19 protein-coding genes are annotated in these 16014 nt (G+C 63.9%); 17 read left to right on the top strand and 2 right to left on the bottom strand.

The features are described 5' to 3' along the window. Positions 1-196, bottom strand: a 196-nt coding sequence (locus P5205_09355; protein ID HSA10563.1) for a hypothetical protein, incomplete at its 3' end; no start/stop codon positions are given. A gap of 396 nt (positions 197-592) precedes the next feature. Further along, positions 593-1465 (bottom strand): hypothetical protein, encoded by an 873-nt coding sequence (locus P5205_09360; protein ID HSA10564.1) that lies wholly within the window; start codon positions 1463-1465, stop codon positions 593-595. A gap of 458 nt (positions 1466-1923) precedes the next feature. Here P5205_09360 and P5205_09365 point away from each other — a divergent pair, with 458 nt between their 5' ends. The 17 genes from P5205_09365 to P5205_09445 all read left to right on the top strand — a co-directional run bounded on the left by P5205_09365 (position 1924) and on the right by P5205_09445 (position 13734). Further along, positions 1924-2517, top strand: a complete 594-nt coding sequence (locus P5205_09365) for a hypothetical protein (GenBank protein HSA10565.1) — start codon at positions 1924-1926, stop codon at positions 2515-2517. Between the two features lie 137 nt (positions 2518-2654). After that, on the top strand, positions 2655-2861 hold the full coding sequence (locus P5205_09370; protein HSA10566.1) for a helix-turn-helix transcriptional regulator: 207 nt from the start codon (positions 2655-2657) through the stop codon (positions 2859-2861). Then, positions 2858-3148, top strand: a complete 291-nt coding sequence (locus tag P5205_09375; protein HSA10567.1) for a helix-turn-helix domain-containing protein — start codon at positions 2858-2860, stop codon at positions 3146-3148. The genes P5205_09370 and P5205_09375 overlap by 4 nt, the downstream gene beginning before the upstream one ends. Beyond that, positions 3145-3726 (top strand): hypothetical protein, encoded by a 582-nt coding sequence (locus P5205_09380; protein ID HSA10568.1) that lies wholly within the window; start codon positions 3145-3147, stop codon positions 3724-3726. Before P5205_09375 ends, P5205_09380 begins: the two co-directional genes overlap by 4 nt. Further along, positions 3701-4339, top strand: a complete 639-nt coding sequence (locus P5205_09385; GenBank protein HSA10569.1) for a hypothetical protein — start codon at positions 3701-3703, stop codon at positions 4337-4339. The genes P5205_09380 and P5205_09385 overlap by 26 nt, the downstream gene beginning before the upstream one ends. A gap of 43 nt (positions 4340-4382) precedes the next feature. Beyond that, complete coding sequence (locus tag P5205_09390) at positions 4383-4634, top strand: hypothetical protein (GenBank protein ID HSA10570.1); 252 nt, start codon at positions 4383-4385, stop codon at positions 4632-4634. Next, on the top strand, positions 4631-5122 hold the full coding sequence (locus P5205_09395; protein ID HSA10571.1) for an ERF family protein: 492 nt from the start codon (positions 4631-4633) through the stop codon (positions 5120-5122). The genes P5205_09390 and P5205_09395 overlap by 4 nt, the downstream gene beginning before the upstream one ends. Before the next feature lie 94 nt (positions 5123-5216). Then, on the top strand, positions 5217-5951 hold the full coding sequence (locus tag P5205_09400; GenBank protein ID HSA10572.1) for a hypothetical protein: 735 nt from the start codon (positions 5217-5219) through the stop codon (positions 5949-5951). A 36-nt stretch (positions 5952-5987) separates the two neighbouring features. Continuing rightward, on the top strand, positions 5988-6833 hold the full coding sequence (locus tag P5205_09405; protein ID HSA10573.1) for a hypothetical protein: 846 nt from the start codon (positions 5988-5990) through the stop codon (positions 6831-6833). A 3-nt stretch (positions 6834-6836) separates the two neighbouring features. After that, entirely contained in the window at positions 6837-7679 is an 843-nt protein-coding gene (locus tag P5205_09410; protein HSA10574.1) for a hypothetical protein, read from the top strand. Further along, entirely contained in the window at positions 7676-9370 is a 1695-nt protein-coding gene (locus P5205_09415; GenBank protein HSA10575.1) for a DEAD/DEAH box helicase, read from the top strand. Before P5205_09410 ends, P5205_09415 begins: the two co-directional genes overlap by 4 nt. A 55-nt stretch (positions 9371-9425) precedes the next feature. Then, positions 9426-9716, top strand: a complete 291-nt coding sequence (locus tag P5205_09420) for a hypothetical protein (GenBank protein HSA10576.1) — start codon at positions 9426-9428, stop codon at positions 9714-9716. 22 nt (positions 9717-9738) lie between these two features. Beyond that, a complete protein-coding gene (locus tag P5205_09425) occupies positions 9739-10536 on the top strand; it encodes a hypothetical protein (GenBank protein HSA10577.1) in 798 nt (265 codons plus the stop codon). After that, positions 10533-10892, top strand: coding sequence for a DUF1376 domain-containing protein (locus P5205_09430; protein HSA10578.1), 360 nt, complete (start codon positions 10533-10535; stop codon positions 10890-10892). The genes P5205_09425 and P5205_09430 overlap by 4 nt, the downstream gene beginning before the upstream one ends. Before the next feature lie 4 nt (positions 10893-10896). Next, on the top strand, positions 10897-11277 hold the full coding sequence (locus tag P5205_09435) for a LuxR C-terminal-related transcriptional regulator (protein ID HSA10579.1): 381 nt from the start codon (positions 10897-10899) through the stop codon (positions 11275-11277). Positions 11278-11692: 415 nt separating this feature from the next. Then, the gene (locus tag P5205_09440) at positions 11693-12340 is read left to right on the top strand and encodes a hypothetical protein (protein HSA10580.1); all 648 of its coding nucleotides are present in this window, start codon (positions 11693-11695) and stop codon (positions 12338-12340) included. Next, entirely contained in the window at positions 12337-13734 is a 1398-nt protein-coding gene (locus tag P5205_09445) for a terminase family protein (protein HSA10581.1), read from the top strand. Before P5205_09440 ends, P5205_09445 begins: the two co-directional genes overlap by 4 nt. The last annotated feature ends 2280 nt before the right edge of the window (positions 13735-16014 follow it).

A 16014-nucleotide genomic window follows, 5' to 3' on the forward strand; every position in this document is an offset into this window, starting at 1 on the left:
TCATCTGGTCGGGGGTGCGGGCCTCGCGGAGGGGAACTACCTTGTAAACGTAGGGCGAGGGGGCGAAGCGGAAGGGTTTGACGATTTTGTCCAGACCCGGCAGAGGAGGCTGGAGGCTCGGGTTACCCGGTTCCGTGCCACGCTGATGACTGGGAGTGTTTAGGAGGTCCTCTCGTAAAGTTGTTGTGTTTTTCATGGCGTTTTTTTGTGCTCCGCTGCCCGGTCGGTTTTATCGGTCCTCACAAGTCAGGCCAGACGACGGGAGGCGGCCAGCGGGCGTAGGCTTCAGAGGGCACCGCGACCGGCCCCTCCCTGAAGGCTGGCCGTGAGGACCGATAAAGCCGGCCGGAGCAGCGGGGGTTTCGGGGGCACTACAAAAAAGCGCCTGAAAAAACACACTGACCGGGGAGGAGGGGCCGCCGCTTCGCGGCGGAAATCCGAAGTTCGAAGGCCGAAGGACGAAGGACGCTTAGGCTATGCCTCTCTCCAGCTGATGGTGAGAGGCTGTTTGCGGGGGTGCTTGCCGTCGTTGGCCAGGGCGCCAGCCCTGGGCGACGTGGGCGAGCGCGGGGGGCCGCCGGAGGCGGGATTCTTAGCCGGTCTTACGTGGCTTGCGACGCGCGGGGCTGCGCCGCGCCGTTGGTCTCGGCGCGGGTTTCCTGGCTTTGGGGGCCTGGCCTGAGAAATCGAATTCGACTTGGCGGTCGTCGTCCAGCCAGTGCTGGAACAGGACCTTGACCGTAGCCTTATCCGCGAGTTCGGGTGTCAGGGGCTGCGGCGGTTCGTCGGGCAGATTCAGGAGCGCAAAGGCGAAGACAGGGCGATGGAACCATTTGCGGAACTTGAGGCGGACGATGCGGTTCCAGAGCAGGTTTTCATAGCCACCCATGCTGAAGGAGGCGATGAGCCCGCACTTGTACCCCGTGATTTGCGGAAGGTGAAGGAAGAAGCCGACCGCGTTGAAACCCTTGGGGCCTTTCTTGGTGCGGTCGCGCTCGCCGACGGTGATCTGGGTAGAAGCGATGGTTCCCTTGCCTTTGGTGTGGAAATTGGTGCAAGCCATGAGGCTGAACTCCGGGGGGAGCAGGTTGGCCGTTTCCGGTTTAAGGGTGACGAAATAGCGGCAGAGGTGTTTGAAGAAGCGGCGCAGGTCTTTGTGGATGGCCTTTTCGAGGTGGTCGTCGCTGCGTTCGATTCGTCGCCAGTCTTTGTCTTTGCCGAGGACATCGTCGAGGGGCGGACGGGTAGTGGAAACCACGAGGTCGCCCGGCTCCAGGAAGGTGAAATGGCGGGCCGACAAGCGGTGACGGGGATAATTGTGGATGAAGGTGCCGTGGCGGTAGCCCTCGGCATAGAGGGGGTCTATCAGCTCGTCGAAGGCGGCGCCGTCGCGGCTGTGATGTAACCTGGGTTTGCCTTCCCTCGGCGGATTGGTGTAACCGAAACGATAGAATCTGTGGCTCATACGCGTGTCTCTGAGTCGCCAAAGATTTTAGGCGAACGCGGAAAGCATACCAGATGTTTGCCGGCCGGGCCTGAAAAAATTGTTTGGGGTTACCGCCGGAATGAACATTCCGACAGAATGACGATACCGCGGGGATGACGCTGCCAGGGGGACGGCGTTCTGTCGGGAAGGGCGTTTGAGCGGTAAGCGGGTTCCGAAGACGTAAGCGGTTTTGGGGTTCTGTGATAAAAAGGACGCGCAGATTGTGAAAGCGTCCTCGCGTAAGCCACCGGAATCTGTCAGAGGACTCGCGCAGTGCGCGAGCTGTGTCGGGGCTTATGGGCGGGCGGGGAATGGTGACCGGCGGTCGGTGACGAGCGATCAGACATCGGGCGTCGGCGAACAAGGTTCAGAGGACAGAGTTCAGGAGGATGGGAAGAGCAAGGGAGGGGGGAGGTTGATGTTCAGCGGCTGATGGAATGAATGTCGCTCCCTTCAACGGGGAACCAGTGGAGCCACTGCTGGCCACGGCGGAACAGGTGAAGGCCATTGCCGGGGCGGTGGGAGGCGGGCGAAAGCTCAAGGGCGCGCTGTTGTTCTTCGAGTGCGAAGAGGACGGTGGGGGCGTGGCGGCGGCGGTGAGGCGCATCGAACGGAAGCTTGATGTAGTGGCCGAGCGCACGGAGGCGGCCGGGAGGGCGGGCGTGTTGAGCGACAAGACAGCGGAACAGATTTTCGAATTGATGAGGCGATTGGAGACTGATCCGAAGAAGAAAAAGGCACAGTTACTGACGGTGTTCCGGATCACAGTTTTAGACGGTCGGACGCAAAGGGAGGCGGCGGCCATTTGCGAGTGCAAGGAGTCGCTGGTGTCGCGGCGCGTGGCGGAGCTTGAGGAGCGATTCGGGATGTCCGTCGAGCAGCTTCGTTATTACGCCTCCAAGGTTTTGGATCTGGAGTCGGCGGCGAAGGGGGGACGCAGCAGGAAAAAGAAACAGGGGGCGCGCCCGGACGCGGATGAGGCGGAACCGGCCGAGGGGGATGATTTCGGGGGTGGGGAGGAGGAGGTGTGAAGTTGTCGTGAAGTATTCACAGTCGAGAAGCGCCCGTGTTTACGGGCGCTTTTGCATTTTTGGGGTCTCGCATCGTGAAGTTTTTCCACTTGGCAGGAGCACTCGCATGTGGCGGGCGCCCGAAGAAGACGAAAACGGTGAAGACAACAGTGAACGAATCGAGAGCGGTGCGGACGGCGCGGCGGCGGCGGCGCTGGACGCAGCTTGAACTGGCCCGGCGAGTGGGGTGCTCGGAGTCGCAGATCGCGAAGATCGAGACGGGGCGGGTGACGGAGGTTGCGCCCTGGCTGAAAGAGGGGATCGCGCGGGAGTTGGGAATCGCGACCTGGGAGGTGGGCCAGTGAGAAGCCCGAAATCCGAAATCCGAAATCCGAAGCCGAACGAGCGGCTGAAACGGTTTCTCGAGGCAGCACCGATAGACGACAACGGCGGCTTCGAACCGTTCATTACGAAGCCGGTGGTCGCGGAGCGGATGGATGTCGAGGTGCGGACGGTGTCGCGGCTGATGCGGCGGGGGGTGTTGCGGTATTACAAGCTGGGGCCGATGGTGAGGTTTAAGTGGAGCGAGGTGGAGGAGGACATGCGGGCGCATTTCCGTGTGTGCTCCGATTCGAGAGGAGGACGCGCGTGAAGACGTTGATTGCGGTTGATCCGGGGCTTTCGGGCGGGGTGGCGGTGAGCGCGTTCGGAGTGGCCGGGTGCCGGCCCATGCCGGCAACCGGTGGTGACCTGGTTGCCTTGCTGCGAGGTATCAAGGTGTCGTCGGACAAGTCGGGCGTGGAGACCATCTGCGTGATGGAGGCCACGAGTGGGTACGTCGGGCGAGCCCAGCCGGCGTCGGCCGCATACCGCTTTGGCGAGAATGCCGGGTTTCTCAAGGGCGTGGTCCAGGCGCTCGGAATGAGGCTGGTGATGGTGCGCCCGCAGGTTTGGCAGAAGAGCTTCGGCCTGGGCACCGCGTCGGCGTGCGCGTCGAAGACGATCTGGAAGAACAAGCTCAAGGCGGAGGCGCAACGGCGATTCCCACACTTGGAGGTCACGCTCAAAACGTCTGATGCGCTGCTGATCCTGGAGTACGCGCTGGGGAGGGGATTTAACCACACGGATGGACACGGATTTTGGGGGCGGCGCGCTCGGCGAGCGACGCCCTACCAAGAACAAACAACAACAAAGCAACACACAAATGAAACACATCGTATTCGACATTGAAACCATTCCGCAGGACGAGGCGAAGCTGCTGGCGCTCGCGCCAGAGTTCACCGCGCCGGCGAATTTGAAGGACCCCGCAAAGATTGAAGCAGCCATTGCGCGCAAGAAGGCCGATTACCTGGCCGATGCGGCGCTGAATTGGAAGACGGCGGAGATCGTGCTGATCGGCGCGGGGGATGACACGGGAATTCAGTCGTTCACCGCCGGCACTGAGAAGGACCTCGTGGGTGAATTCCTGATGCTGTTGGAGGGAGCGCTGATGGATGGCGTGGTCGTGGGCGGGCACAACGTGAAGGGATTCGACCTGCCGATGCTGGTGAACCGGGCTCGCGTGCACGGGTTGAAGACGCCGGGCTCGGTATTGCAGTTCTGGCGGGGGCGGCCGACCTGGCACGAGTCGGTGTTCGACACGCTGGAGCTGTTGTCGTTCGGGCGGTCGTTCGAGGGCAACGGTGTCGAGGATGTCGCGCGGGTGTTGGGGCTGCCCCCGAAGCTCGGTAATGGCCGGGACTTTCCATTGCTGTGGCGGGCGGATCGCGAGGGGGCCGTGGCCTACAACCGGCGCGACGTGGAAATCGAAATCGAAATCGCCCGCATCTGCGGGTGCATCTAGGGGGAAAACCTGAAACGCGGAAATGCTGAAAGCTGAAACCAAAATGAACACGAACGAAATCAGGATTGAGAAAGGTGTCCCGCTGCCGCCGAAGAAGCCTACTGGCAACCGCCGCGGCCGCTGGGTCGATGTTGTCCGGAAGATGGAGATCGGAGACAGCGTGTTGTTACCCGGACACGCGATGACTTCGATTTATGCGGCGTGCAAACGGAACGGGTGGAAGGTGCGGGTTCAAGTTCAGCCCGATAATCCCAGGCTGCGGCTGTGGCGCGTAGCGATGGAGGGCCAGATATGACGAGATCTGAATCGATCACTCACCTGGCCGCGGCGCTGGCGATGGCGCAGGCAGAAATGCCGGTGGCGGTCTTTGATGCGACCAACCCGTTCCTGAAGAGCAAATACGCATCGCTCGGGTCGGTGATCCAAGCGAGCCGGCCGATTCTGGCGAAGCACAAGCTGAGCCTGATGCAGTTCCCGATCAGCGGTGGCGGCGCCACTGGCCAGGGTTCAGGGGAATACATCGGCGTGGAGTCGGTGCTCACGCACGAGTCGGGTGAATTTGTGTCGGAGCGCGTAGTGATTCCGCTCACGGAGGAAAAGGGCAAGACGCGGGTGCAGTGCGCGGGGAGCACGCTGACTTACCTCCGCCGCTACTCGTGGGCGGCGATTCTGGGCATGTATTCCGACGAGGACTCGGACGGTGGGTCGCCCGTGCAGGCGTTCGCGCCGAAAGGGGCGCCGATGTTGCCGCCGCCGCCGATGAAGTCGTTCCAGAACAACTGAGGAGTGCCACCACGGATGAACACAGATGAACACGGATTTTTGGGGGGCACGTCTGCTCCCCGGTAGAAAACAAACAAACAACGAAAGGACAGTTATGGAAGTACCGCAGGAAGGAAAATACGTCTGCAAGCTGAATGGCCAGTTGGTCATTTACGAGGCCTCCACCGGATCACTGTGCGGCGCCGTGCCGTGCGTGATGGTGGGGTCGGCGACCCCTGCCTATGAGGGGTTCACCTTCAAGCACACGCTGGTGCTGGTGAAGGCGGACGGAACGATCCAGACCAAAACGACGGACACGCTGCGCGCGGTGTTCGGTTGGGATGGGCTGGACCCGTTCTGGTTGATGGACAACTCGGAGGACGGCGGGCCGATGCGTTCGGTCGAGTTCGAGATCGTGGGCGGGCCGGAGACAGGGGACAAGGGGGGGGTCTATTTCAAGAGCCAGTGGCTCAACCCGCTGGGTGGGGGGATGAGGACGCCCGTGGCGGCTGATCGGCGGTCCGTACTGGCGAAGTACGGAACGAAGTTCCAAGCGCTCGCCGGTGTGTCAGCTCCGGTCGCGCAACGAGCGGCGGTTCCGACGGCCGCGCCGAGGATCCCCGCTGTTCCGAGGTCTGCGCCGGTTGCTCCACCGCAGGGTGCGAAGGCCACGATGGAAGAAGCGTGGGCGGCGCTGAATGAGGCGCAGACCGGAAAGCCGGCCGAGGCAATCGAGAAGGTGTGGTTCGACACGATTGCGCGGCTGTTCCCGAACAAGAGCAACACGGACCTGAAGCCGCACGAGTGGGGGAAGCTCAAGGCGGAGTTCGAAGACAACATCCCGATGTAGGAGGCGAAAACGGAAAGCAGAAAGCTGAACTACGAAATGAAAAGAGAGCAACAACTGTGTGAAGAGAGAACTGCGCAAGGCCTGGACAAGGTCGCGCGCTACAACTTGAGCGTCCGCAATGCGCCGGGGGAGTTCTTGATGATCCCCAAGACGGAGCTGGAGGTGGACTGGGCCTACCAGCGCAACAAAATCAACCAGCGGCGCGTGGATACCTTGACTCGCACGTGGGATTGGATCGCCTGCGGGTGCCTGGTCGTGGCGCTGCGCGACGACAACAAGTGGTTCGTCGTGGACGGCCAGCACCGGAAACTCGCCGCCGACCAGCGTTCGGACATCCGGGAACTGCCGTGCCTGGTGTTCGAGACGGCGAACCGGCGCGAGGAGGCGCAGAGCTTCCTGGCTATCAACCAGGGCCGCGTGGGGGTCGGCAGCCTCGACCGGTACCGCGCCCAACTGCTCTCCGGCGACAAGACCGCGTATGCGGTGGAGTCCATGCTGAAGAGCACGGGGCATCGGGCTGGGGACAAGCCTTCGGCGCGGACGGTGTCTTGCGTGCAGTGCCTGTACAACCTGGCGAACGAGGACCGGGCTCGGTTCGAGCGGCTGTGGCCGTTGTTGGCGGAGCTGCATCCGGACGGGCCGATGACCGACGCGGTGATCCGGGGCCTGTGGACCGTGGACAAGTGGCTCGGCGAACGAAGCGTCACGGAGCCGCCGTATCGGGAGAAGCTGCTGGTGATCGGGGGCAACGGGTTGAACCACGAAATCCGGCGCGAAATGGCGGTGATCGGGCAAGGCGGCTCGCGCGTGTGCGCGTGCGCCATTGCGAAATACCTGAACAAGCAACGGATGCCGGCGCATCTGAAAATCCGATTGAGCTGACCTATGAAGAATCACGAATTGGTAGTCAGGATCCGGGACGATGAACGGCTGGTGCTGTTGGAAAAGGTGATCACAAGGGGCCAGAAGACCTTTGTGGAGGTGGGATTGGCGCTGGCGGAAATCCGGGATATGAGGCTTTACAAGAGGGAATACGCGAGTTTCCGCGAGTACTGCCAGAAGAAGTGGGGGTGGACGAAGCAGCATGCATACCGGCTGATCGAGGCTGCGCCGATCGCAAAAGGTCACCAATTGGTGACCTCTGAGGGGGCAGCGCGGGAACTGGCCAAGGCGGCACCCGAGCAGCGTGCGGGGGTCGTCCAAGCGGTGGTGGACTCGGGTAGGCCGGTGACGGCGAAGGAGATCAGGCGGCATCTGCCCCCGCCGCCAATGCAGCCTAGCGGCGGGCGGGGGACCGGGAACCCTGCCTTGCCGCCGCCGCCGCCCGGGCAGGTTCTGGATGCGACAGGCTGGCCGATTCCGACGCAGTTGATACCCCTGTGGCAGCGGGCGGACGAAGTGCAGGAGTTGCTGACGATCCTGAGCCGGGTCAAGGGGGCGTTGCGGTCCGCGCAGGAGAAGCGGGATATGCTGTTCGCGGAGGTCAACTTCTCGTCGGCGCTGTCGCAACTGGATCAGGCCTGGACGGACGTGAAGACGGCGAAGCCGTTTGCCGTGTGCCCGAGCTGCCAGGGCCAGGTGCCGGAAAACTGCACGCTATGCCGGGGGCGGGGGCTGCTTTCCGAATACCGGTGGAGCACCTGCGTGACGCGCGAGCATAAGGAGTTCCGGGCCAAGGGGAAAAAGGCGACCACGGAGTGCGGGCCGCACCTGCCATCACGCAGATGAACACGGATCGAAACATGATCCTGCGCCCTTATCAATCCGCGGCGTCGGACGCCATTTTCAAGGAATGGCAGGACAACGACTCGACGTTAGTCGTGATGCCGACCGGCGGCGGCAAGACGATCCTGTTTGCCGATGTCATCCGGCGCGTGTTTCCGCGCCGGGCGTTGGTGATCGCCCATCGCGAGGAACTGATTTTCCAGGCACGGGACAAGATCGAGCGCGTCACTGGGCTCAAGGCCGACGTGGAGATGGGCGAATACCGGGCCGAGGGCGGGTTGTTTGGGATGGCGCGGGTGGTCGTCTCGACGATCCAGACGCAATGCTCCGGCGGGGACGGGGGCGGGCGAATGTCCAAGTTCGACCCGTCCCAGTTCGGCCTGCTGATCATTGATGAGGCGCACCACGCGACGTCGCCCAGTTATCGGCGGGTCATCGACTACTACCGCAGCAACCAGGCGCTGAAGGTCCTCGGTGTTACGGCGACGCCTGACCGCGCCGATGAGGAGGCGCTGGGGCAGGTCTTTCAGTCGGTGGCGTTCGACTATGAAGTGTTGGACGCCATACACGACGGCTGGTTGGTGCCAATCGAGCAGCAAATGGTGCATGTCGAGGGGCTGGATTACTCCAGCATCCGCACTACCGCCGGCGACCTGAACGGCGGCGACCTGGCCGCGGTATTGGAGGCGGAGAAGAACCTGCAGCAAATGGCGTCGGCGTCGGTAACGATCATCGGGGGGCGGCGGGCGCTGGTTTTTACGGCGAGCGTGAAGGCGGCGGAGATGACGGCGGAGATCTTCAACCGGCATCGAGAGGGGATGGCGGCGTGGGTGTGCGGGGAAACCGACCGTGAGGAGCGCCGGCGCACGCTGGCGGAGTTCGCGGCGGGGAAACGGCAGGTGGTGTGCAACTGCGGCGTGCTGACTGAGGGTTTCGATGATCCGGGCGTGGAGGTCGTGATCATGGGGCGGCCGACGAAGAGCCGGTCGCTGTATTCGCAGATGGTGGGCCGCTCGACACGCCCGTTGCCGGGGGTGGTGGACGGGCCGGAGACGCCGGAGGCGCGGAAGGCGGCCATCGCCGCGAGCGGCAAGCCCTCCTGCCTGGTGGTGGATTTCGTAGGCAACGCCGGCAAGCACAAGCTGGTCACCAGCGCCGACATCCTGGGTGGCAAGGTGAGTGAGGAGGCGATGGAGCGGGCCGTGGAACGGGTCCGGGCCGCAGGGGGCCCGGTGAACATGACCGAGGCGCTGGACGAAGCCGAGGCCGAGCTGCGTGAGCGGAGGCGGCTTGCGGAGGCCGCGCGCCGGGCGAAGCTGGTGGCGACGGCGCGGTTCACGACGCAGTCGGTGGACCCGTTTGACGTGCTGTCGCTGGAGCCCGTGCGAGCGCGGGGCTGGGACCGGGGCCGGCAGCTCAGCGAGAAGCAGCGGGCGCTGCTGGCGAAGCAGGGGATCAACCCGGATCGGGTGTCGTACGTGGAGGGCCGGCAGCTCATCTCGGAGATCTTCCGGCGCTGGGACGGGAAGCTGTGCTCGTTCAAGCAGGCCAAGGTGCTCCGCAAGTACGGCTACGATGCCGAGGTCAGCTTTGCGGAGGCGTCAGCCATCATTGATGGGCTAGCCCGCAATGGCTGGCGGCGAGTGCCGGAGCCGGCGGTGGCACCGGAGAAGGGAAGCCCGGCATGGAACTGAGAGGTGATGCGTGATGGAGGAGAAGATGAGGCGTGAGCTGTTCGGAATTCGGAGAGTGAGCCCGGAAGGGTTCGAGTCAGTAACGATGGTGGCTCGTGGGGACGACGGGAGTTTCTGGATGGAGCCGGAGTACCTGGAGTTGCGGCCAGCCGAGGTGGAAGCCCTGCGGCGGAGGGATGCGTCGAAGGTGGAGCGAGAGCCGAGAACGGGCAGGCTGTTTGTGGAGATGAGCGCCCTGTTGCAGCATGTCTGCCCGGAGGAAAGGCGCATCGAGCTCTACCTGATCGCCAGCGAACACCTCGGGATTGTGGGGCAGAGCTTCCCGGGAAAGTGGGACTTGCTGTGAGCGTGGGGAAACAGAGGTTGCTATGAACTTTCGGCGCGTCAGCAAAGGTAGTCCGTGCCCGCAATGCGGCAAGCCCGACTGGTGCACCGTAGGTGACTACGGCGTCGTGTGCATGCGGGTGCGATCCGAGCGGCCCGTGAAGAACGGCGGCTGGTTCCATCCGTTCGACGCCGCCCGCGGGCGACCCGTGCCGCCTCCGCCGAGGCAGCGACCGCCGGGGATCAACGCCACGGCGATGCACCGCGCCTGGCTGGCCCACACGACTCCGGAGGCGCTGGCAGTGTTCGCCGCATCGCTCGGCGTGTGCGCGCGCTCGTTGGCGGCGGTGGGCGCGGCCTGGGCGGCCCCGTACGCGGCGTGGGCGTTTCCGATGTGCGACGGCTACGGGAACGTGGTCGGCATCCGGCTGCGCAACGAGCGCGGCAAATTCGCCGTGCGGGGCAGCCGGCAGGGCATATTCACGACCACGGACCATGGACCACAGACCACAGAACCCCAGAAGACGCTGTTCGTCTGCGAGGGCCCCACCGACACCGCCGCCGCGCTTGACCTGGGCTTGTTCGCTGTCGGCCGGCCCAACTGCTGTTGCGGCGGCCTTGAGGTCCGCACCTACGCGCGCCGGCACCAGTGCGCCACGGCGGTCGTCGTCTCTGACAATGACAAGCCGGGCCTCGATGGCGCTCGCCGCGTCGGTCGCGAGCTGTTGTTGCCCTACGCCATCTACGTGCCCCCGGCGAAGGACCTCCGGGAATTTGTCCGGCTCGGTGGAACCCGGGCCATGATCGAAACCACACTGAAAGGAACTGTTTGGAACCAATGAAAAAACCATCCGCGTATCTGCCGCTGTACGGCAATGACTTCTTCGAGGCCATCGCGGGGTATTCCGATGCCGTCGGCATGGGGTATCTCCGCGCGATTTGGCACTACTGGAACCACACGGGTTGCACCGGGCTGCCTGATGACGACGAATACCTGCGCCGCGTCTGCGCCTGCGAGGGGGCCCACTGGGCTCGGACCAAGGGGATCATCTTCGACAACCGGTATCATTTCCGGCTGGAGGAGGGTGTCTGGCATCAGCCGCGTTGTCGGGAGGAGTGGGAGAAATCCAAGCAGGTGTTCGAGCAGCGATCCGCGGCTGGCAGGGCTGCGGCGATGAAGCGATGGGACAGGGAGTGAGGCCATGCGAGCGACGTGCTTGTACCCGGAGTTGGCGGAGAAGCTCGAGGGCCTTGGGCGGCGCGGCCAAGTGCTGATGGGTATTTGGGCCGGCAAGGGGACGAAGGAGATCGCGGCAGAGATGGGTATCAGCCCGAAGACGGTGGAATACCATCGGGCGCGGCTGTACGGGGTCTTCGGGGTGAATGACCTGGTGAGCCTGTGCCGGCGGGCGATAGCGGTGGGGTTGATCAATCCGGGGTCGGAGGAAGGGATGCCGGAGGCAGTGCGTGACGCATCGCGGACGCATTGCTCGCGCATATGCGAAGCGACGCGGAGCGAGGCGAGTCGGCCAGCGCTGCGGGCGCGAGGACGGAGCGAGCATGCGAGAAATCGAGCAATTTGAAAAGGCGGATGCCGGGGGCAATGCCTGACGCAATGCGCGAGGCATTGCCTGACGTATGCCATTCAGAATCAGAATCAGAATCAGAATCAGATAAGAGACATAGGTAAGAAAGGTATTAAGGTATGAGTGTAGAAGGTAGAGAAGGTACTGAGGGAACAAGGATACCAGCAGATAGTCCTAAGGGACGGCTGCTTCGGTTTTTGTTTTGTGCGCCGCCGCTCGGGCCGGTGCCGGCTCGTCCTGGCGGATTCGCCGCCCGGCTGGCGCGGTGGCCTGTGGACCTGGTCACACACCTCGGGATGGTCCGCTCCAACGCCTACTATGCCGCCGGGTGCCCAGTGGAACTCTGTGACCATGCAGCGGCCCGGGACCTGTGGCGCGTGATATACCGGGACGCAATCGCGGAGGAGGGAGTATGCCGATGATCTTCGAGAGGCAGCCGCGGGAGAGCGCAAAGGCGTTCGCCGCGTTCCAGGAGTATCTCGCGATGGGGCCGGAGCGGTCGCTGGCGGCCGTCGGGGCGAAGCTCGGCAAGAGCAAGGTGATGATGGAGAAGTGGTCGGGCAAGTTCGACTGGCCGGCGCGCGTAGCGGCGCACGGCGCCCACCTGGCTCTGGTCGAGCGCGAGGCCGCCGAGGCCGTGGCGCGAGCCAAGGGGGTGGATTGGGCGGAGCGGTATCTGGAACTCCGGGAATCGGAGTGGAGGGCGCGGAAGGAGCTGGTGGACTTGGCGTGGGAAGTGATCCGGCGCTGGCGAAGCAAGGGGGAGCGGTGCGGCAGCCTGGAGGGGCTGGCGCGCCTGCTGGACCTGATGAGCACGCTCGGGCGACGAGCCTGCGAAGTCGCAACCGAGCGGAAGGAAGTGAGTGGGCCGGACGGTGGGCCGATCCGCGTGGAGATCGAGGCGGCGCTGGACAAGATCTACGGCAAGCCGATACCGGGGGAGGTCATTGAAGTGGAGAGTGCGGAATGCGGAGCGCGGAATGGCGGGGCCTCCTCTCTCCAACTCTCTCCTCCAGAGGAGGAGAGAGGGAGTGGCAGTGAAGCGGAGGCGAAGCGATGACGGCGCTGGAGCGGTACCTGGCGATGGGGCAGCGGGCGGGGTGCCCGCGGGACCAGATGCGGAACTTTGCGCGGATTGACGTGATCCTGCAGGAGCGGCAGCTCGCCGCCTCGGCGGCGGCGCGGCTCTGTGACCAAGCCGACGGGCCGACGGCAGTCGGCTACGGCGGCGCGCGGGGAGGCGGCAAGAGCCACTGGCTCTTGGCGCAGATGGGCGCGGACGACTGCCAGCGGGTGCCGGGGCTGAAGTGCCTCCTGCTGCGAAAGGTGGGGAAGGCGAACCTGGAGCACTTCGAGGATCTGAGGCGCCGGCTCTTCGTGGGGCTCAAGCACGAGTTCTCAGCCTACCGGGGTGTGCTGACCTTCGGGAATGGCTCGCGGATCATTGCGGGCCACTTCCAGGCGGAGAAGGACATAGACGCCTACCTGGGGCTCGAATACGACGTGATCGGGATTGAGGAGGCAACGACACTGTCGAGCCGGAAGCACACGGACATCTCGACGTGCTGTCGGACCAGCAAGTCGAACTGGCGGCCGAGAATCTACTCGACCTCCAATCCCGGAGGGATTGGGCATGCCTGGTATCGGACCAAGTTCATCGTGCCATTTCAGGAAAAGCGCGAAACTGAAACAAGGTTCCTGCCGGCGAGGGTGACGGACAACGCGTACAACAACCCGGAGTATCGGAAGGTTCTGGAATCCCTGCACGGCTGGCAGAGGCGGGCTTGGCTGGATGGGGATTGGGACCTGGCTGCGGGGCAGTTCTTCACGACCTTCAGGCGTGAGGTGCACGTCATCCCGGACTTCGATGAGACCCGAGCCCGCGAGTGGTTTGCGGCGCTGGACTACGGGTTTGCCCACTATACCGTGGTGCTGCTCGGGTGCACGGATGGTGATGGCAATGTGTTCGTGGTGGACGAACACGCCGAGCGCATGTGGCTGCCTCAGCGGCATGCCGAGGCGGTCCGCGCGATGGTGGGCCGGCATCGAGTAGGCGGCAGGGCGCTGGAGCTTGGTGACCTGCGCCGCATCGTGGCTGGAACCGATGTTTTCAGCCGGCAGAGCGATGGGACCACCATCGCGGGGCAATATGCCCGGGAGGGGATAACGCTGAAACCTGCGAACATGGACCGGGTAAATGGTTGGGCGGAAGTATTGCAAAGGTTGGGTGATGTGGAGGCGGGTGTTCGAGCGCGAATGTTTATCCACCAGCGATGCGCGCGACTGGCTGAGACCTTGCCGGCGATGCAGCATGACCCGAATCGGCCCGAAGATGTGCTGAAAGTGGATGCCGACGAGGATGGGGTCGGCGGCGACGATGCGGCCGATGCACTCCGCTACCTGGTCGCGACGAAGTCGCGAACAGTGGCACAGCGGAAGCTGCGCGGGCTCTGAGCGCGGCCCCCTGGGATGGAGGGGGCCAGCGCTCTCCCGGGGGTGGGTGGGCTGCGACCCCGCGTGACTGACTTCTCCAGCGGAGTGAGGGGTGTGGCGTGAAGGATGCGGGAGCGACTGGCGCGCGCACTGCCACCGGCCGGGGGGGAAAGGGCCGGTGAAAGCAGTGAGCGTGACAGGCGCGGACAGGCTTCCGGCCACAAGACGCTGTTATCTTTAGTGCACCGGGCCGCCGAAGGTCCCCTGTGTGGCGCCCGCGGCAGGGGACTTGCGATGAGGCGGCGGGGACCCGTTTGCCGAGGGGCTCCCGCGTCAGCGGGATACGGCAACGGGGCGGCACTACAGATAACAGCTCTTGTGGCTGGAGCCGGAAGCATCCTTCATGACACACCCCGAACGAAGCGTAGCACCACTGGCGGGGTCGCGGTTCGTGGGGGGCGCGGGGGTCGCGCTGTTCTGGCTTCTGCGGCGGCGGAACGAAGCGATGGCGGGCGTCGGCTGAGGGGATAGGGAGCCGTCGCCCGCTGCGCGTAGTGGAGCCGGCGCAGAGGCCAGACTGACTTTGCCTCAAGCGCCAGTCTGCCAGCTTTCAGCATTAGCTTGCGGTGCTGATAGCTGGCAGTCTGGCGCGTTTCGTTTGGGTCGCGGGGGCACGCGCTATCCTCACTTCTGGGCGGGAGTGCGGAGCGCCTGGCCGTGGCTCAAGGGTTACAGGGTGAGCCTTTAGGCCAAGCGCTCCGCAGTCCCGGCCAGAGGTGAGGCTGACATTGGGGGCCAGCGCATGACCAGGCCGCAGCGGAGGCCAGCGAACTTGAGAGCGTTTCCGTAGCTAGGACTGGTGATGCGCTGGCCGGGGTTGGAGTCTGCGTTCTGGCGGTCTGAGTTTCCACGGGTGTCCAGGTGTAGGTTTTCAAAAACCCAGAGAGTTTTTGGTTTCCATGTGTTCCACACTCCTCCAGGGAGTGTGGCTGATTTGCTGTGGCGTGTTCGGTTCACGGGACGGGCGTTCGGTTGCACTGCGACTGTTTCGACGAATCCAGGCCGTTGGATCGCAGTGAAGACGTCCAAGTTTTACATGGGGGTTCTGAAAGAACCCCTGGTTGGATTGCACGAAGAGCGTTCGAGTTTTAGATGCTGTCTCCAAGACAGCATTGGAAGGAAGCGTAGAGTTATCACGGCGTTGAGAGGTGGCGTTGTGGTCGTAGTTGTGTCGGCCGTTATCGGAGGCGAACGGGAAGAAATGGGCTACTCAGCCGCCCACGGAGGACGCTGACGGCGCGCAGGCAACCAACCGGAAAGAACGAGCCACTGCCAAACGAACGGCTGCCACCACGGGAGACGAGGGCGAAACTGAGGAGGCCGACCACACGCAACCCACCACTGCACCGGCAACGAAACGCGCTGGTAATAGAACCCAGCAACGCGACACTGAAAACGCTCCCAACGAACGCCGACCAGGAGATGCCAACGCCTAGCGGCCCTACCGACCTGAAAATGCTCTCTCACACTTTTTTCTTGAGAGAGCATTTTCAGGGCGGTAGGGACGCGGGCAGCACTGGACGCGTAGGAAAACCCGAGACGCCCGACGGGCCGAAGGAGTCGTTTTAACTGACTTGGTCTTCGTCCGGAGCGAGTGGCAGGGCGCATTCCAATTATTGCAGTAGGCGTGCCAGCCTGTTGGGGGAAAGGGAGGCTGGCGCGACTACTGCATCGTGTCTGCGCCCGAACGGAGCGGGTCCGGGGGCGTTGGAATTGCTCAGGGCTTTGGTTCCGCTGCTTGCGTTCGATGACGCGAAGCGGTGGGACATCCAGACTGAGACGAGCGAAGCAGACAGCGTGACAGGCGGGAGGGAGGTGGGGCGACTGGCGCGCTGACTGCTCGCGGACGTTCGACTTGGTTAAGGCGTGTCGACGGCGCGAAGCGGGGGCGCGTTGGATGTGGCGAGATGCTGGTTCCGGGACTGGCGTTCGTGGTCGCGAAGCGGTGGGACGTTGGCTCGTGCTGCGACATCCGAATTGCCCAGAGCGAGCAGCCAGCGTGACAGCCCCGCATCCATTAACACCCCACTAACATTGTCTTTGCGGGGCTGGCGCGATGGCTGCGGTCGGGGTGGTTGGGATCGCGGCTGGCGTTGGTGGTCGTGCCGGCGGAGTGCTGGTTGAATCGTCCATGCGCGAGCCGCAGGACCCCGGAACCCACATTGCGTAAGCACTGTGGGTGGAGGGGGCTGCGGCGGTCGTGTGGGTTGTAGCGGACGGCGGGCCCCGGAGGCGCGGTTG

Source organism: Candidatus Paceibacterota bacterium, assembly GCA_035452965.1.
Lineage (GTDB): Bacteria > Verrucomicrobiota > Verrucomicrobiia > Limisphaerales > UBA8199 > UBA8199.